Raw genomic sequence first — 17,690 nt, 5'->3', positions numbered from 1 at the left:
GACGGTGCTGGCCGAACATCCGACATGACAGCGCATGGACGGCCCGGTGCGCCAGTCCGTATCGGAACCCGGACCGCGGGACGTACGGTGGGCGCTCCCCGACGAGGAGGTCGAACCCGTGCCCGCACCCGAGGAGGCCCTGCCGTTCTTCGTGTACGGCACCCTGCGCAGCGGCGGCCGCAATCACGCCGCCCACCTGGCCGGACGCTGCGCCGAGATCCGGCCGGCGGTCCTGGAGGGCGCCGCGCTGCACGAGGGCCCCGGCTTCCCGTACGCGGTGCCGGATCCGGCGCCCGGGCGCCGGATCCTGGGTGAGCTCGTCACCGTACGCCCGGGCGCGTACGCCGGAGCCCTGGACGCCCTGGACCGGCTGGAGGACTGCCGGGCGGACGGGACCGGGCTGTACGTGCGGCGGCGGATGGCGGTGCGGACGGCGGCGGGCGAGCTGCGGGAGGCCTGGGTCTACCTCGCCGGGCCGAGGGCCGAGGCACGGCTGCGGGAGCGGCCGGCGCTGATCGAATCGGGGGACTGGGGAGCGGCCGGGGGAGGAGTGGGATGACGGGTGGCGGATGACAACCGCCAGGTAGGCTGCCCCGGCCAATGAGATTTCCCGCTCATCGGCCCATCGAACGACGAGGAGCCACCCGGTGCCCGAGCTGCCACCCCCGATCACCGTCGTCGGGATCGGGGCCGACGGCTGGCCCGGCCTCGCCGCCGGCTCCCGGGCCGCGCTGCGGGAGGCCGAGACCGTCGTCGGCGGCCCCCGCCAGCTGGACCTGCTCCCCCACGACGAGGTCACCGCCGAGCGCGTCCCCTGGCCGTCCCCGCTGCGCCCCGCCGTCCCCGGACTGCTCGCCGCCCACGCCGGCCGCCGCATCGCCGTCCTGGCCAGCGGCGATCCGATGTTCTACGGCATCGGCCGCACCCTCGCCGAGACCGTCGGCGCCGAGCGCCTGCGCGTCCTGCCGCACCCCTCCTCAGTCTCCTACGCCTGCGCCCGGCTCGGCTGGCCGCTGGAGGCCACCGAGGTGGTCAGCCTGGTCGGCCGGCCGCTGGACGCCCTCTCCCTCGCCCTCCACCCCGGTCGCCGCCTGCTGGTGCTCAGCGCCGACGCCGCCACCCCGGCTGCCGTGGCCGAGCTGCTCACCGCCCGCGGCTTCGGCGGCGCCCGCCTGCGGGTGCTCGAACAGCTCGGCGCCCCCGCCGAACGCCACCTCGACGGCCCCGCCGACGGCTGGCCGCACCCGCCCGGCGACCCGCTGAACGTCATCGCCGTCGACCTCGGCGACGGCCCCCGCGCCTCCCTCGTCCCCGGCCTGCCCGACGCCGCGTACGAGAGCGACGGCCAGCTCACCAAGCGCCACGTCCGCGCCGCGACCCTCGCCACGCTGGCCCCCTCCCCCGGCGAGCTGCTCTGGGACGTCGGCGGCGGCTCCGGCTCGATCGCCGTCGAGTGGCTGCGCGCCCACCGCGACTGCCGGGCCGTCAGCATCGAGCGCGACCCGGCGCGGGCCGAGCGGATCGTCCGCAACGCCGCCGCACTCGGGGTGCCCCGGCTCCGCGTGGCGACCGGCCCCGCCCCCGCCGCTCTCGCCGAACTCCCCACCCCTGACGCCGTGTTCATCGGCGGCGGCCTCACCGCGCCCGGCCTGCTGGACGCCTGCTGGGCCGCGCTGCGCCCGGGCGGCCGGATCGTCGCCAACACCGTGACACTGGAGTCCGAGGCGCTGCTCACCGAGTGGTACCGGCGCCACGGCGGGGAGCTCGTCAAACTCGCCGTCGCCCACGCCGTCCCGGTGGGCGGCTTCACCGGGTGGCGCCAGGCCATGCCGGTCACCCAGTGGTCCGCAGTCAAGCCCGAAACCCCTCAGGAGAACGCCTCGTGACCGTCCACTTCATCGGAGCCGGCCCGGGCGCCGCCGATCTGATCACCCTGCGCGGCCAGCGCATCCTGGCCCGCGCCGAGGTCTGCCTGTACGCGGGCAGCCTCGTCCCGCGCGAGCTGCTGGACGAGTGCCCGCCCGGCGCCCGCCTGATCGACACCGCCCAGCTCAACCTGGACCAGATCACCGCCGAGCTGGTCGCCGCCCACCGGGCCGGCCAGGACGTGGCCCGGCTGCACTCCGGCGACCCGTCCGTCTTCTCCGCCGTCGCCGAGCAGATGCGCCGCCTGGACGCGGCCGGCGTGCCGTACGAGGTGGTCCCCGGCGTGCCCGCCTTCGCCGCCGCCGCGGCCGCGCTGAAGCGGGAGCTGACCGTCCCGACCGTCGGCCAGACCGTCATCCTCACCCGGATCGCCAAGCGCGCCACCCCGATGCCCGAGGGCGAGGACCTCGCCACCCTCGGCCGCAGCGGCGCCCTGCTGGTGCTGCACCTGGCCGCCGGCTACGTGGACGACGTGGTCGAGCAGCTGCTCCCCCACTACGGCGCGGACTGCCCGGCCGCCGTGGTCGCGATGGCCAGCCGCCCCGACGAGCTGGTGCTGCGCGGCACCGTCGGCGACATCGCCGAGCAGGTCAAGGCGGCGGGTGTGGTCCGCACCGCCGTCATCCTCGTCGGCCGCACGCTGGCCGCCGAGCAGTTCCGCGACAGCCACCTCTACTCGGCGGACCGCGAGCGCCCGCACGAGCCCTGCGGGGCGTGATGCGGCACGTCCTGATCCTCGGCGGCACCACCGAAGGGCGGGCACTGGCCGCCGAGCTGGCCCCGACCGCGCACCGGGTCACCAGCTCGCTGGCCGGCCGGGTCGCCCAGCCGCGGCTGCCCGCCGGGGAGGTGCGGATCGGCGGCTTCGGCGGACCGGAGGGTCTGGCCGACTGGCTGCGCACCGAGCAGGTGGACGCGGTGGTGGACGCCACCCACCCGTTCGCCGCCGGCATCTCCCGGAACGCCGCCCTCGCGGCCGCCGCCACCGCGGTCCCGCTGCTGGTGCTGCGCCGCCCCGGCTTCACCCGCGTCGACGGCGACCGCTGGCTCCCCGTCCCCTCCCTCGCCGCGGCGGCCGACCTGCTGCCCCGGCGCGGGGAACGGGTCTTCCTCACCGTCGGCCGACAGGGCGTCGGCGCCTTCGCCCACCTGGACGGGGTCCACTTCCTCGCCCGCTCGGTGGACCCGCCCGAGCCCCCGGTACCGCCCTCGTTCGAAGTCCTGCTGGACCGGGGGCCGTTCACGATCCACGGCGAAGAGGCACTGCTGCGCGGACACGACATCGACGTCCTGGTCACCAAGGACAGCGGCGGCGCCGCGACCGCCCCCAAGCTGGCCGCCGCGCGCGGACTCGGCCTGCCCGTCATCATCGTGGAACGCCCGCCGGTCACGGAAGGCGTCCCGGTCGCACCGGACGTCCCCGGCGCACTGCGCTGGCTGGAGCACCTGGGCTAGCCGGCCCGGGCGCTGGACGGCCCGGGCACCAGCCGGCCCGGGCGCTGCGGCTGCTCACCGTCGCGCTGGTACCCGCTCGCCGTCGCGCTGGTGCCCGCTCGCCCGGTCGTCCCGCGGAAATTGCGGGGCGGCCCCGGCGGACGTCGGGAAGGATGGCCCGATGACCGATGATCAGCGCACGCAGACTCCCCGCACCGCCGACGAACGCGCCACTCTGGCGGGCTTCCTGGACTACCAGCGCGACACCCTCGCGATGAAGTGCGCGGGCCTCACCGCGGAGCAGCTCCGCGCCCGGGTGCTGGAACCGTCCGGGCTCTCCCTGCTCGGGCTGGTCCGCCACCTCGCCGAGGTGGAGCGCGGCTGGTTCCGCAACGTCCTCAACGACGAGGGCCTGCCGGGATTCTGGAAGCACCCGGACGGGTCCTTCGCCGAGTTCGACGCCGACACCGCCGACCCCGACGAGGCCTTCGCGATCTGGCGCCGGGAGTGCGACCGCGCCCGGGAACTCGTTTCCGCCGCCGAGTCGTTGGACGTCCTGGGCCACTACGGCGACGAGGTCTTCTCGCTCCGCTGGATCCTCACCCACATGATCGAGGAGTACGCCCGCCACAACGGCCACGCCGATCTGCTCCGCGAGCACCTCGACGGCACCACCGGCGAGTAGCACCGGACGCGGCGCCGGACGCGGCCGGACGACGAGGGAGCGAGCAGAGCGTGCGGACCCGTCAGAAGGAACGCGACACCCCCGGGCCGTCCGAGCCCTGGAACGAGATCGTCCCCGGGCTCTGGATGGGCGGGCACTACTTCACCCGGCCCGGCGGCGAACTGGAACTCGCGATCGTACGGGCCGAGTTCGACCTGGTGGTCAGCCTGTTCACCCGTTCCGGGCACGGTCCGGCACCGGGAGTGGAGCACGTCGTCCGGGAGGTGCCCGACGCCCCGCTCTCCCCCGGTCAGCTGCTCGCCGTCCAGGAGGCGGCCGGGCTCACCGAGTCGGCCGTCCGCCGGGGCCGGCGGACGCTGGTGCGCTGCCACTCGGGGTACAACCGCTCGGGCCTGGTGGTGGCGCAGGCGCTCATCGGCCTCGGCCACGAGAGCGGCGAGGCGGTCCGGCTGGTCCGGGAACGGCGCTCGCCCTGGGCACTGAACAACCCGGTGTTCGTGGACTACCTGGACACCGGACTGGAGGTCGCCGTGCTGCTGACCGGCCTCAACGGGTGAGGCCGGTCAGCGGCATGACGTTCCGTCAGATTTCTCAGATGTCGCGGAACGTCTCGATCTGGGCGCCGATGGAGTTGAGGCGCTCGGCGAGGTCCTCGTAGCCGCGGTTGATGACGTAGACGTTGCGCAGCACCGAGGTGCCCTTGGCGGCGAGCATGGCGAGCAGGATGACCACGGCGGGGCGCAGGGCCGGCGGGCACATCATCTCGGCGGCGCGCCACCGGGTCGGCCCCTGGACCAGCACCCGGTGCGGGTCGAGGAGCTTGACGTCGGCGCCGAGGCGGGTCAGCTCGGTCAGGTAGATCGCGCGGTTGTCGTACACCCAGTCGTGGATCATCGTGGCGCCGTGCGCGGCCGCGGCGATGGCGGCGAAGAACGGCACGTTGTCGATGTTGATGCCGGGGAACGGCATCGGGTGGATGGTGTCGATCGGCGCGGTCAGCTTGGACGGGCGCACGGTGAGGTCGACCAGCCGGGTGTGACCGTTGTGGGCCCGGTACTCGGGGGTGCGGTCGTAGTCGAGACCCATGCCCTCCAGCACGGCGAGCTCGATCTCCAGGAACTCGATCGGCACCCGGCGGACGGTCAGCTCGGAGGAGGTGACGACGGCGGCGGCCAGCAGGCTCATCGCCTCCACCGGGTCCTCGGCCGGGGTGTAGTCGACGTCGCAGGTGATCTGCGGGACGCCGTGCACGGTGAGGGTGGTGGTGCCGATGCCCTCGATCCTCACGCCCAGCTTCTCCAGGAAGAAGCAGAGGTCCTGGACCATGTAGTTGGGCGAGGCGTTGCGGATGACGCTGACGCCGTCGTGCCGGGCGGCGGCCAGCAGGGCGTTCTCGGTGACCGTGTCCCCGCGCTCGGTCAGCACGATCGGGCGGTCCATCGGGGCACCCGGCTCGACCGAGGCGTGGTAGGCGCCGCCGGTGGTGGCGACCTCCAGGCCGAAGCGGCGCAGCGCGGTCAGGTGCGGCTGCACGGTGCGGGTGCCGAGGTCGCAGCCACCCGCGTACGGGATGGCGAAGTGCTGGGCGCGGTGCATCAGCGGGCCGAGGAACATCAGCACGCTGCGGGTGCGGCGGGCCGCCTCGACGTCCATCGCCGCGAGGTCCAGCTCGGCGGGCGGGGTGAGTTCGAGGTCGCGGCCCTCGTTGATCCAGCGGCTCTTGACGCCGATGCTGGTGAGCACCTCGAGGATGCGGTAGACCTCCTCGATCCGCGCGACGCTGCGGATCGTGGTGCGGCCGGTGGTCAGCAGCGAGGCGCAGAGGATCGCCACGCAGGCGTTCTTGCTGCTGCGGACGTCGATCGCACCGGAGAGCCGGGTGCCGCCGGCGACGCGCAGGTGCATCGGGCCGGAGTAGCCGAGGGAGACGATCTCGCTGTCGAGGGCTTCGCCGATGCGGGCGATCATCTCAAGGCTGACGTTCTGCTTGCCCTGTTCGATGCGGTTGACCGCGCTCTGGCTGGTTCCGAGGGCCTCTCCGAGCTGCGCCTGGGACCAGCCGCGGTGCTGGCGCGCGGTACGGATGAGGGTGCCGATACGGGTGAGGTAGTCGCCTGTCACTCGCCAGACGATATCTCATGGTTGAGATGGCGACAGAACTGGGGCCCGGCGTGGTACTCCATTTGTCCGTTTCTCGCCCCGTATGGACGTCAGTTCTTCACATCACCAGGTGAGGTTGTCACGCCGTCGTGACACTCGTGACAGTGTCACGGCCCCACGAGGCCACGGCCCGACGAGGCCACGGCCCCACGAGGCCACGACCCGACGACCTCACGGGCAGGCCGCGCGACGGGCGGGCAGGGTCACGGCCCGAGCGGCTCCGCCCGGCCGACGACGGTGCCCGCGCGGTCGATGCAGATGACGTCCACCGCGACCGGCGAGCCCAGCAGCACGCCGAGCGCCGTCGCCCGGGCCGCCTCGGCGACCAGATCCCCGAGCGGCACCCCGGCCGCCCGGCACAACTGCACCGCTTCCAGTGCGGTGTTGGCGCCCGCGACCGCCCCGGCCAGCACCTCGTCGGCCCCGCCCCGACGGGCCAGTTCGGCCAAGTACCCCTTGTCCACCTGGGAGCGCGCCGAGTGGAGGTCGAGGTGGCCGGCCGCGAGCTTGGACAGCTTGGCGAAGCCGCCCGCGATGGTCAGCCGGGGCACCGGGTGGCGCTTGAGGTACTTGAGCACGGCGCCGGCGAAATCGCCCATGTCCAGCAGCGCGTCCTCCGGCAGCCCGTGCTCCGCCACCGCGACCTTCTCCGAGGTCGACCCGGTGCAGCCGGCCACGTGGGTGCGCCCCGCCGCCCGGGCCACGTCCACCCCGCGGCGGATCGAGTCGATCCAGGCCGAACACGAGTAGGGGACGACCACCCCGGTCGTGCCGAGGATGGACAGACCGCCGAGGATGCCGAGCCGGGGGTTCCAGGTGGAACGGGCGATCTCCTCGCCGTGGTCGACCGAGATCTCCACCACCACGTCCCCGCTGCCCCCGCGGGCGGCGGCCACCTCGGCTACCGCGTCCCGGATCATCTGCCGGGGCACCGGGTTGATGGCGGGCTCGCCGACCGGCAGCGGCAGGCCGGCCTTGGTGACCGTCCCCACCCCGGGACCGGCCCGGAACACCACCCCGGTGCCGGGCGCGCCGGGCCGTACGGTCGAGCGGATCAGTGCGCCATGGGTGACGTCGGGGTCGTCGCCCGCGTCCTTGACCACCCCGGCCATGGCGGCGATGCGCCGGTCGGGGCCGGGCGCACCGGGCCTGTCGGGCTTGTCGGGCGCACCGGCCGGCTCTCCGGCGACGGGGTTCGCGGCGGCAGCCGACTCCTCGGCCGTGGCCGGCTCTCCGGCGGCGGCCGACTCCTCGGCGACGGTCAGTTCCTCGGCAGCGGTCAGTTCCTCGGCGGCGAGGGCGAAGGCGGGCTGCTGACCCTTGGGCAGGGTGATGACCACCGGGTCCGGGAACTCGCCGGTGAGCAGCGCGGTGTACGCCGCCTTGGTGGCCGCGGTGGCGCAGGCCCCCGTCGTCCAGCCGGGCCGCAGGCCGCTGCTCTTCAGCTGGCCGGCCCGGCCTCCTGCTCCGGCTCCCGCCTCGGCTCCCGCTGCGGCCACCTGCGCCCCGTTTCCGACGGCGCCCGCGCCGTCCTGCTCCGCTCCGGCGGCCACACCGGCCGCCGCCGCCGATTTTCCCCCACCGGGCCGGGTGGGACCCGACCGGGGTGGCGGCACCCGCGTCCCGCGCGGTGCGGAGGAATCCCGAGCACGAGCCGCACGGGGCCGCTGCCCCGCGTTCCCGAAGAGTTCTCCGCACGGGCCTCGCCCACCGTGCCTACCAGTGAGTAATCTGGCGGTCCGCCAGAAGCGGGTTCATGACAGACGTGGGCCCGGCCGGGGTCGAAGCGCCCCGCCGGGCCATCAGCATGTGGGGGTTTTTGTGGCAGGGATGAGTCGGCGTACGTTCCTCACCGGTACGTCGGTGGCCGCCGCCTGGTCGGCCTTGTCGCTGGGCGGCGCGCAGTTCGCCTCGGCCGCGGCGCGCGACCGGGCGCTCGCGACGACGGCCGAGCGGGCGATCAGGATCACCGGGACCACGCTGGAGCAGGTGGCCACCCCGGTCGGCACCGGTGGCTACAAGCGGCTGACGGCCGGACCGGGCTGGCCGCTGATGGTGCGCGGCGACCTGGCGTCGGCGACCACCGGACGGGACGACCGCCGGACCGGCCTCGCCAGCTTCGTCCAGTTCAGCGACCTGCACCTGGTGGACACCGAGTCCCCGGTGCGCTTCGAGTACCTGGCCAAGCTCAACGGCAGCGCCTACCGGCCGCAGGAGGCCCTGAACGCCCGCGGTGTCTCGGCCCTCGTCGAGCGGGTCAACTCGCTCGCCGGCGGCCCCTACACCGGGATGCCGTTCAGCATGGTGATGGCCACCGGCGACAACACCGACAACCACGAGCTCGCCGAACTCGACTGGTACCTCAAGGTCATGGGCGGCGGCCGGCTGGCCCAGAACACCGGTGACCCGAACCGCTACGAAGGAGTGCAGAACTCCGGCAACGCCGCCTACTGGAACCCCGAACTCTCCTACAGCGACGGCTACAAGGCGAAGGGCTTCCCGCAGATACCCGGCTTCCTGTCCGCCGCCGGCCGCCCCTTCGACGCGCCCGGCCTGCGCACGCCCTGGTACACCACGGTCGGCAACCACGACGACAGCATCGAGGGCTCGCTGCCGGACCTCGGGCTGCTGAACGACCTGTACGCCGGCCAGTACAAGCTGGAGGGCTGCGACGACGCCACGGCCGCCCAGCTGATGGACTCGCTGCGCCGCGACCCGGCGGGCGCCGTGCTGCTGCTCGCGAAGCTGATCGCCAGCGGTGACCTGGTGCGCAGGATCACCCCGGACGATCGCCGCCGGCCGTTCACGCTCAAGGAGTTCGCCAAGGCCCACCTGAACCCGGCGGTCACCGGCGCGGGCCCGTACGGGCACGGCTTCACCTCGGACATGGCCAACAGCGGCAAGCTCTACTACACCTTCCGCATCTCGGAGAAGGTGGTCGGCATCAGCCTGGACACCACCAACCAGGCCGGGTTCGCCGACGGTTCGCTGGGCACCGCGCAACTGCGCTGGCTGGAGCAGCAGTTGAAGGCGCACAGCGGACACTGGTACGACGCCGACGGGCGCAAGGTGACCGGTGGGAGCACGGACGAGCTGGTCCTCGTCTTCAGCCACCACACCAGCGGCACGATGGGCAACCTGCTGCCGGACCCGCGCAACATCTTCGAGGGGCGGCACGACGGCAACGAGCTGGTGGCGCTGCTCCAGCGCTACCCGAACGTGGTCGCGTGGGTGAACGGGCACACCCACATGAACAAGATCACGCCGCACGGCCACGCGGTGCCGGAGCGGGCGTTCTGGGAGATCAACACCGCCTCGCACATCGACTACCCGCAGCACGGGCGGATCATCGAGATCGCGGACAACGGGGACGGCACGCTCTCGCTGTTCACCACGCTGATCGAGTCCTCCGCACCGTACGGGACGGACTTCGGCAGCACCTCGGACGCCAACCTCGCGGCGCTCTACCGCGAGCTGTCGTACAACGACCCGAACGGCCGGCCGACGGCACTGCTGGGCACGGACGGGGACCACAACACGGAGCTGCTGCTCACCAAGCCGACCCGGTAGCGGCCGGGGTCCGGCGAACGGCCGCCAACGGGTGACGGCCGACAGTCGACGGATGGCGGATGACAGCTGACGGATGACAGCGAACAGATGATGAAATCTGTTCGCTGTCATCCGTCGCCCGTCACTCCTCCGGGTACCGCCGCGGCGTCCAGACGACCTCCACGCCGCCGCCCCGCTCGACCGCCCGGGTCTGCGAGGAGCCGATCAGCAGGACGGTCCGCATGTCGACCAGCGCCGGGTCCAGCTCGCCCAGCCGGACGATCCGCACCCGCTCGGTCGGGCCGCCGACGTCGCGGGCCATCACCACCGGGGTCTCCGGCGCCCGGTACTCCAGCAGCAGGTCCCGGGCGAGACCGACCTGGGTGGTCCGGGACTTCGAGCCCGGGTTGTACAGCGCGAGCACCAGGTCCGCCCCGGCGGCGGCGCGCAGCCGCTTCGCCACCACGTCCCAGGGCTTGAGCCGGTCCGAGAGCGAGATCGTCGCGTAGTCGTGCCCGAGCGGGGCGCCGACCCGGGAGGCGGCCGCATGGGCGGCGGTCATCCCCGGGAGCACCCGCACCGGGACGTCCCGGTACGCCTCCTCGCAGGCGACCTCCAGCACCGCGGTGGCCATCGCGAACACCCCCGGGTCGCCCGAGGAGACCACCGCGACGCGGTGGCCGCGCCGGGCGAGGTCCAGGGCGTACTCGGCGCGCTCCGACTCCACCTTGTTGTCCGAGCCGTGCCGCCGCTGCCCCGGCCGTTCCGGCACCCGGTCCAGGTAGGTGGTGTAGCCGACCAGGTCGGTGGCCTCGGACAGCGCGCCGCGCGCCTCGGCGGTCAGCCAGAGCGGTCCGGCCGGCCCGGTGCCGACCACGGTCACACTGCCGACGCCGTCCGACAGCCGGATCTCCGGCTCCAGCGGAGCGACCTTGCTCGGCAGCACCGCGACCGAGAAGTACGGCACCGTCCCGTCCTCGACCTCGGCGAGCGGCGCGACCCGCTCCCCCGCCATGAAGGCCCGCTCCACGTACTGCGCGTCCGCCAGCCGCCCGGCCCGCTCCAGGGCCCGGCGGACGGTCGGGAAGGTGCGCCCCAGCTTCATGATCACGGCAGAGTCGGCGGCCGCGATCCGCGCCGTCAGCTCCTCCTCGGGCAGCGTGCCGGGGATGACGGTGAGCGTCTCCTCGGCCTCGGTCAGCGGCTGTCCGAGCCGGGCGGCGGCCGCGCTGAGCGAGGTCACGCCCGGCACCACCTCGGTCGGGTAGCGGTGCGCGAGCCGCTTGTGCATGTGCTGGTAGGAGCCGTAGAAGAGCGGGTCGCCCTCGGCGAGGACCACCACGTCGCGCCCGGCGTCCAGGTGGGCGGCCAGCCGGGCGGCGGCCTCCTCGTAGAAGTCGTCCAGCGCGCCGCGGTAGCCGCCCGGGTGGTCGGTGGTCTCGACGGTGAGCGGGTAGACCAGCTTCTCCTCGATCTGACCGCCCGTCAGGTACCGTTCGGCGATCGAGCGCGCGATGGACCGCCCGTGCCGGGCGCTGTGGTAGGCCACCACGTCGGCCTTGCCGATGAGCTCGGCGGCCCGGACGGTCACCAGCGACGGGTCGCCCGGGCCGAGCCCGACGCCGTACAGCCGGCCCGTGGGGTTCTGATGCTCCGTCACTCTTCTTCGCTCGCAATCGCGTTGACGGCGGCGGCGGCCATCGCGCTGCCGCCGCGCCGGCCGCGCACCACCAGGTGCTCCAGGCCGGACGGGTGCTCGGCCAGGGCCTGCTTGGACTCGGCGGCGCCGATGAAGCCGACCGGAACGCCGATCACCGCGGCCGGTCGCGGTGCGCCCGCCTCGATCATCTCCAGCAGCCGGAACAGCGAGGTCGGCGCGTTGCCGACGGCGACCACCGCGCCCTCCAGCCGGGGCAGCCACAGCTCCATGGCCGCGGCGCTGCGGGTGTTGCCCATCTTCCGGGCGAGTTCGGGCACCGACGGGTCGGTGAGGGTGCAGATCACCTCGTTGTCGGCGGGCAGCCGCTTGCGGGTGACGCCGCTCGCGACCATGTTGACGTCGCAGAGGATGGGCGCACCGGCGTGCAGCGCGGCGCGCGCGGAGGCGACCACACCGGGCGAGTACACCAGGTCCTCGACCAGGTCGACCATCCCGCAGGCGTGGATCATCCGCACCGCGACCTGGGAGACGTCCGCCGGAAGGGCGGCCAGATCGGCCTCCGCGCGGATGGTGGCAAAGGACTGGCGGTAGATGGACGCGCCGTCCTTCTCGTACTCGATCACTTCGTGGTCCTCCTGGCCTCGGCGACCGCCTCGGCCATCTCCTCGTTCGTCACGTCGACGCCCGTCGCGTCCTTGACGTCCACCGCACCGGCAGCCGTCGCACCGGCTCCCGCGGCGTTCACCGTCACCCGGTAGCCGCGCCCTGTGGCGAGCACGTCCACCCAGCGCCCGGCCGGGTGGCCGCAGCGCCGTTCACAGCCCGACCAGTGGACGGGCAGCACACCTGCGGGCCCGGCACCGGCCCCCACCGCGAGACCCGCTCCCGCAGCGGCGCCGGCGGCCAACGCGGCACCGGAGTCCAACGCGGCACCGACTGCCGCAGCGGCGCCGGAGTCCAATGCCCGGGCCGCGTCCGAGCGGACGTCGGCCAGCGACTTGGCGCAGCCCGGCAGCCCGGTGCAGGCGGTGGCCCGCTCCCAGGCCGAGCCGGGCTCGGTGCGGAAGCCGGCCGCGGCGAGCGCCGGCAGCCGGTCGGCCGGAGCCCCGGGCAGCACCGCTCCGCGCCAGGGGGTCAGTCGCAGTTCGCCGGCCGAGGCGGCGACCAGCGCCCGCCACTGTCCGGCGCCCGCCCGGCCGAAGCGCAGTCCCACCGAGAGCCCGCCGGGCAGCGCGCCGACGGCGGGCGCGGCACCGGCGAAGGCGGGCAGCGGCACCGGGCCGGCCGGCAGCAGGTCGGGGACCTCGCGCAGGTGCCAGGCCTTGCGCCCGTTGGTCCGCAGCACCGCCAGGAAGGAGCGGGCCGCTTCCAGCACGGCCGTCACCTCCTGCCCGGCCTCGACCGGGTGTCCGCGGTCGGCGCGCCCGAGGCGCAGCAGCCGGGTGCCGTCCGGGCCTGCGATCAATGTCACATCGGCGTCGAGCGCGGCGACGTCGCCCCGCCCGTCGTCCAGCGCGAACAGGAACTTGCCGGAGAGCCCGGCCGCCCAGTCGCTCGCGCACAGTCGTGCGTCCAACTCCCGCACCCAGGCCTGTACATCGGCTCTGCCGGGGCCGCCCGCGGCGTCCAGTCCGGCCGCCGGCGAGGCGACGATGTTGCGGACCCGCTCGTGGGTGTCCGAGGGCAGCAGTCCGACGGCGCGCAGGCGGTCGGCGAGCTCGGCCGCGCAGTGCGGGGCCAGGCCGCGCAGCTGGACGTTGCCGCGCGAGGTGGTCTCCAGCTCACCGTCGCCGAGGGCCTCGGCCGCCTCGGCCAGCGCGAGGGCCTGACGGTCCGTCAGCAGCCCGCCGGGCAGGCGGATCCGGGCGAGGGCGCCGTCGTCGGCCGTATGCAGACGAAGCGCTCCGGGGCAGGCGTCCGCACGCCCCCGGTCGGGCACCTCCCGGTCGGGTCCTGCGGCGCCCGGCGCGGTGGCGTCGGGTGTCGGTGGCATGGCGGCGAGCATACAGATGATCCGATCGCTTGCCTCCGTCCGCTGCATCACACCCGGGCCGCACCCCGGCCGCACGCCGACCACCTCATCGGCTTCACCACCGGCCTCGCCTCCCGCTTCGGCCCCGCTACGCCCCCCCGCCTCGGCCCCGCCTCGTCGCGCTTCGGCCCCGCTTCGGCCCCGCTTCGGCCCCGCTTCGGCCCCGCTTCACCCCCGCCTCGTCGTCGCCTCGCATGCCCGAACGTCCGAAAGCTCACTCTCCCCCAGGTCAGCCGTACCCCGTACGATGCTGACGGGCGGTCCCAGCGGGCCGCCCACACGCCAGCGACGGCGCAGGGGAGGAAACCGGTGCGAACCCGGTGCGGTCCCGCCACTGTGACCGCGGTTCACCGGTAGACCGGTCGGCCGCGGGAGCCAGGAACTCCTGCCGTCCTCCACCGGCCCGGGGCGCGGACCCCGAGGAAGGCAGACATGTTCCAGCGCTGTCGCATGCCCGCGCCCGCGTCCCCGGCCGCCATCACGGCCGTTCCGGCCGCCGCCACGACCACCCCGGTCGACCGCGCGGCCGCTCCGGCCACCGCTGCGGCCGACCCGGCCCAGATCCCGGCCGCCCTGGCCACCGACGAGGCCGGGAGGGCCTTCATATGATCCTGCTGCTGTCGACGTCCGACACCGACCTGCTCAGCGCCCGCGCTTCCGAGGGCCCGGTGCGCTACCGGCTCGGCAACCCGGCCCGACTCACCCCCGAGGACCTGCCCGCGCTGCTGGAGGGCACCGAGCTCGTCGTGGTCCGCCTGCTCGGCGGGCGCCGCGCCTGGCAGGAGGGCCTGGACACGCTGCTGGCCGGCCCCCGCCCGGTCATCGTCCTGACGGGTGAGCAGGCCCCCGACGCCCAGCTGATGGAGCTGTCCACCGTCCCGGCCGGCATCGCCGCCGAGGCGCACGCCTACCTGGCCCACGGCGGCGCGGCCAACCTCGCCGAGCTGGGCGCCTTCCTCTCCGACACCGTGCTGCTGACCGGCCACGGCTTCGCCCCGCCCGCCTCCGCCCCGGCCTGGGGCCCGCTGGAGCGCGAAGCCCGTACGACCGAGGGCCCGACCGTCGCGGTGCTCTACTACCGCGCCCACCACATGAGCGGCAACACCGCCTTCGTGGAGACGCTCTGCCGGGCCGTCGAGGACCAGGGAGCCCGGGCCAAGGCCTACTACTGCGCCTCGCTGCGCGGCGCCGAGCCGGAGCTGCTGGCCGCGCTCGGCGAGGCCGACGCGATCGTCACCACCGTGCTCGCCGCCGGCGGCACCCGCCCGGCCGACGCCCAGGCCGGCGGGGACGAGGAGGCCTGGGACGCGGGCGCGCTGGCCGCCCTCGACCGCCCGATCCTCCAGGCGCTCTGCCTCACCTGGTCGCGCGCCCAGTGGGAGGCCAGCGACGACGGCCTGTCCCCGCTGGACACCGCCACCCAGATCGCCGTGCCGGAGTTCGACGGCCGCCTGATCAGCGTCCCGTTCTCCTTCAAGGAGCTGGACGAGGACGGCCTCACCGTCTACGCCGCCGACCCGGAGCGCGCCGCCCGGGTCGCCGGCACCGCCGTCAAGCACGCCCGGCTTCGGCACGTTCCGGCCGCCGAGCGCCGCCTCGCCCTGGTGCTGTCCGCGTACCCGACCAAGCACGCCCGGGTCGGCAACGCCGTCGGCCTGGACACCCCGGCCAGTGCGGTGCGGCTGCTGGAGCGGCTGCGCGCGGAGGGCATGGACCTCGGGAACGACCTCCCCTCGTTCGACGACGGCGAGGGCGGCCACGAGGGCGACGCGCTGATCCACGCCCTGATCGCGGCCGGCGGCTACGACCAGGACTGGCTCACCGAGGACCAGCTGGCCCGCAACCCGGTGCGCATCCCCGCGGCCGACTACCGCCGCTGGTACGCCACCCTCCCGCAGGGCCTGCGCGAGCAGGTCGAGGAGCACTGGGGCCCGGCCCCCGGCGAGCTGTACGTCGACCGCTCGCAGAACCCGGACGGCGACATCGTGCTGGCCGCGATCCGCTCCGGGAACCTGCTCGTGCTGATCCAGCCGCCGCGCGGCTTCGGCGAGAACCCGGTCGCCATCTACCACGACCCCGACCTGCCGCCGAGCCACCACTACCTGGCCGCCTACCGCTGGATCGAGGCCGCCCAGGAGGACGGCGGCTTCGGCGCCCACGCGGTGATCCACCTCGGCAAGCACGGCAACCTGGAGTGGCTGCCCGGCAAGACCGCCGCGCTGTCCGCCGAGTGCGGCCCGGACGCCGTCCTCGGCGACCTGCCGCTGGTCTACCCCTTCCTGGTCAACGACCCGGGCGAGGGCACCCAGGCCAAGCGCCGCGCCCACGCCACGCTCGTCGACCACCTCGTCCCGCCGATGGCCCGCGCCGACTCCTACGGCGACATCGCGCGCCTGGAGCAGCTGCTGGACGAGCACTCCAACATCGCCGCGATGGACCCGGCCAAGCTGCCGGCGATCCGCGCCCAGATCTGGACCCTGATCCAGGCCGCCAAGCTCGACCACGACCTCGGCCTGGACGAGCGCCCGGAGGACGACGGCTTCGACGACTTCCTGCTGCACGTCGACGGCTGGCTCTGCGAGGTCAAGGACGCCCAGATCCGCGACGGTCTGCACGTCCTCGGCCAGGCTCCGGCCGGCACCGACCGGGTCAACATCGTGCTCGCCATCCTGCGCGCCCGGCAGATCTGGGGCGGCGTCAGCGCCCTGCCCGGTCTGCGCGAGGCGCTCGGCCTGGACGAGGCGGCGCTCACCCTCGGTGCCACCGACGCGGCCGAGGCCAAGGCGCGCGCCCTGGTCGAGGCCATGGAGGCGGAGGACTGGGCGCCCGAGGCGGTCGAGAAGGTCACCGCCGAGCTGCCGGAGACCGTCCAGGAGGCCGTCCGCCAGGTGCTGGACTTCGCCGCCACCCAGGTGGTGCCGCGGCTGTCCGCCACCACCGACGAGCTGGACGCCGTGCTGCACGCGCTCCAGGGCGGCTTCGTCCCGGCCGGCCCGTCCGGCTCGCCGCTGCGCGGCCTGGTCAACGTGCTGCCGACCGGCCGCAACTTCTACTCCGTCGACCCGAAGGCCGTCCCCAGCAAGCTCGCCTGGGAGACCGGCCAGGCCCTCGCCACCTCGCTGGTCGAGCGGTACACCGCCGACAACGACGGCGCCTACCCGCCCTCGGTCGGGCTCTCGCTCTGGGGCACCAGCGCGATGCGCACGGCCGGCGACGACATCGCCGAGGCCTTCGCCCTGCTCGGCGTGCGCCCGGTCTGGGACGACGCCTCGCGCCGGGTCACCGGCCTGGAGCCGATCCCGCTGGAGGAGCTGGGCCGTCCGCGCATCGACGTCACGCTGCGCATCTCCGGCTTCTTCCGGGACGCCTTCCCGCACGTCGTCGCCCTGCTGGACGACGCGGTGCGCCTGGCCGCCGCCCAGGAGGAGTCCCCCGAGTCGAACTACGTGCGCGCCCACGTCCAGGCCGACCTCGCCGTCCACGGCGACGAGCGCAAGGCCACCGTCCGGGTCTTCGGCTCCCGCCCGGGCACGTACGGGGCGGGCCTGCTGCAGCTGATCGACAGCCGGGACTGGCGCACCGACGCCGACCTGGCCGAGGTGTACACGGTCTGGGGCGGCTACGCGTACGGCCGCGGGCTGGACGGGCGCCCGGCGCGCGAGGAGATGGAGACCGCGTACAAGCGGATCACCGTCGCCGCGAAGAACACCGACACCCGCGAGCACGACATCGCCGACTCGGACGACTACTTCCAGTACCACGGCGGCATGGTGGCCACCGTGCGCACCCTCACCGGCAAGGCGCCGACCGCCTACATCGGCGACTCGACCCGCCCGGAGACGGTCCGCACCCGCACCCTGACCGAGGAGGCCGCCCGCGTCTTCCGCGCCCGGGTGGTCAACCCGCGCTGGATCGAGGCGATGCGCCGCCACGGCTACAAGGGCGCCTTCGAGATGGCCGCGACGGTGGACTACCTGTTCGGCTACGACGCCACCACGGGCGTGGTCGCGGACTGGATGTACGAGAAGCTGACCCAGGAGTACGTCCTCGACCCGGTCAACCGGGAGTTCCTCGCGGGCGCCAACCCGTGGGCGCTGCACGGGATCAGCGAGCGGCTGCTGGAGGCGGCGAGCCGCGGGCTGTGGGAGCAGCCGGACCCGCAGCTGATCGAGCAGCTGCAGGCCGCGTTCCTGGAGACCGAGGGTGACCTGGAGGGCGGCGAGGACTGACGCCCCGCTGAGCGG

General features: G+C 74.3%; 14 protein-coding genes and 1 riboswitch. Of the genes, 9 read left to right on the top strand and 5 right to left on the bottom strand.

Annotation, left to right across the window (positions count from 1 at the left end; all coding sequences use genetic code 11):
- Positions 1–118: 118 nt before the first annotated feature.
- The 6 genes from ACGFSC_RS22200 to ACGFSC_RS22175 all read left to right on the top strand — a co-directional run bounded on the left by ACGFSC_RS22200 (position 119) and on the right by ACGFSC_RS22175 (position 4,602).
- Positions 119–559, top strand: a complete 441-nt coding sequence (locus tag ACGFSC_RS22200; protein ID WP_359901651.1) for a gamma-glutamylcyclotransferase family protein — start codon at positions 119–121, stop codon at positions 557–559.
- Between the two features lie 88 nt (positions 560–647).
- Complete coding sequence (gene cbiE / locus ACGFSC_RS22195) at positions 648–1,886, top strand: precorrin-6y C5,15-methyltransferase (decarboxylating) subunit CbiE (RefSeq protein WP_359901654.1); 1,239 nt, start codon at positions 648–650, stop codon at positions 1,884–1,886.
- Positions 1,883–2,644: a precorrin-4 C(11)-methyltransferase gene (cobM, locus tag ACGFSC_RS22190; RefSeq protein WP_359901657.1), complete on the top strand. Its 762-nt coding sequence runs from the start codon at positions 1,883–1,885 to the stop codon at positions 2,642–2,644. The genes cbiE and cobM overlap by 4 nt, the downstream gene beginning before the upstream one ends.
- Entirely contained in the window at positions 2,644–3,381 is a 738-nt protein-coding gene (locus ACGFSC_RS22185; RefSeq protein ID WP_359901756.1) for a cobalt-precorrin-6A reductase, read from the top strand. Before cobM ends, ACGFSC_RS22185 begins: the two co-directional genes overlap by 1 nt.
- Before the next feature lie 160 nt (positions 3,382–3,541).
- Positions 3,542–4,045 (top strand): DinB family protein, encoded by a 504-nt coding sequence (locus ACGFSC_RS22180; RefSeq protein WP_359901660.1) that lies wholly within the window; start codon positions 3,542–3,544, stop codon positions 4,043–4,045.
- Positions 4,046–4,095: 50 nt separating this feature from the next.
- Positions 4,096–4,602, top strand: a complete 507-nt coding sequence (locus ACGFSC_RS22175) for a protein phosphatase (protein WP_359901663.1) — start codon at positions 4,096–4,098, stop codon at positions 4,600–4,602.
- 34 nt (positions 4,603–4,636) lie between these two features.
- Here the strand turns inward: ACGFSC_RS22175 and ACGFSC_RS22170 are convergent, their stop codons facing one another.
- Together ACGFSC_RS22170 and ACGFSC_RS22165 are read right to left on the bottom strand one after the other, a co-directional pair.
- Positions 4,637–6,166, bottom strand: a complete 1,530-nt coding sequence (locus tag ACGFSC_RS22170; RefSeq protein ID WP_359901666.1) for a UDP-N-acetylglucosamine 1-carboxyvinyltransferase — start codon at positions 6,164–6,166, stop codon at positions 4,637–4,639.
- Positions 6,167–6,408: 242 nt separating this feature from the next.
- Positions 6,409–7,704, bottom strand: a complete 1,296-nt coding sequence (locus ACGFSC_RS22165) for a cobalt-precorrin-5B (C(1))-methyltransferase (protein ID WP_359901669.1) — start codon at positions 7,702–7,704, stop codon at positions 6,409–6,411.
- A gap of 331 nt (positions 7,705–8,035) precedes the next feature.
- Between ACGFSC_RS22165 and ACGFSC_RS22160 the strand changes: the two genes are divergently transcribed.
- On the top strand, positions 8,036–9,775 hold the full coding sequence (locus ACGFSC_RS22160; protein ID WP_359901672.1) for a TIGR03767 family metallophosphoesterase: 1,740 nt from the start codon (positions 8,036–8,038) through the stop codon (positions 9,773–9,775).
- 121 nt (positions 9,776–9,896) lie between these two features.
- Here the strand turns inward: ACGFSC_RS22160 and ACGFSC_RS22155 are convergent, their stop codons facing one another.
- Genes ACGFSC_RS22155 through ACGFSC_RS22145 form a run of 3 tightly spaced genes read right to left on the bottom strand, consistent with a single transcriptional unit; the run spans position 9,897 to position 13,419 of the window.
- Positions 9,897–11,414, bottom strand: a complete 1,518-nt coding sequence (locus tag ACGFSC_RS22155; RefSeq protein WP_359901675.1) for a precorrin-2 C(20)-methyltransferase — start codon at positions 11,412–11,414, stop codon at positions 9,897–9,899.
- On the bottom strand, positions 11,411–12,037 hold the full coding sequence (locus ACGFSC_RS22150; protein WP_359901678.1) for a precorrin-8X methylmutase: 627 nt from the start codon (positions 12,035–12,037) through the stop codon (positions 11,411–11,413). The genes ACGFSC_RS22155 and ACGFSC_RS22150 overlap by 4 nt, the downstream gene beginning before the upstream one ends.
- On the bottom strand, positions 12,034–13,419 hold the full coding sequence (locus ACGFSC_RS22145) for a hypothetical protein (RefSeq protein WP_392863780.1): 1,386 nt from the start codon (positions 13,417–13,419) through the stop codon (positions 12,034–12,036). The genes ACGFSC_RS22150 and ACGFSC_RS22145 overlap by 4 nt, the downstream gene beginning before the upstream one ends.
- Positions 13,420–13,745: 326 nt before the next feature.
- Positions 13,746–13,831, top strand: a riboswitch (cobalamin riboswitch).
- 47 nt (positions 13,832–13,878) lie between these two features.
- On the opposite strand from ACGFSC_RS22145, the gene ACGFSC_RS22140 reads away from it, so the two are divergent.
- Both ACGFSC_RS22140 and cobN read left to right on the top strand, forming a co-directional pair.
- Positions 13,879–14,055, top strand: coding sequence for a hypothetical protein (locus ACGFSC_RS22140; protein WP_359901684.1), 177 nt, complete (start codon positions 13,879–13,881; stop codon positions 14,053–14,055).
- A complete protein-coding gene (gene cobN / locus ACGFSC_RS22135; RefSeq protein WP_359901687.1) occupies positions 14,052–17,675 on the top strand; it encodes a cobaltochelatase subunit CobN in 3,624 nt (1,207 codons plus the stop codon). Before ACGFSC_RS22140 ends, cobN begins: the two co-directional genes overlap by 4 nt.
- The last annotated feature ends 15 nt before the right edge of the window (positions 17,676–17,690 follow it).

The sequence above is a fragment of the Kitasatospora sp. NPDC048715 genome (genome assembly GCF_043198905.1).
GTDB classification, from domain to species: domain Bacteria; phylum Actinomycetota; class Actinomycetes; order Streptomycetales; family Streptomycetaceae; genus Kitasatospora; species Kitasatospora lactacystinica.
This window is presented reverse-complemented; position numbering and strand designations above follow the sequence as displayed.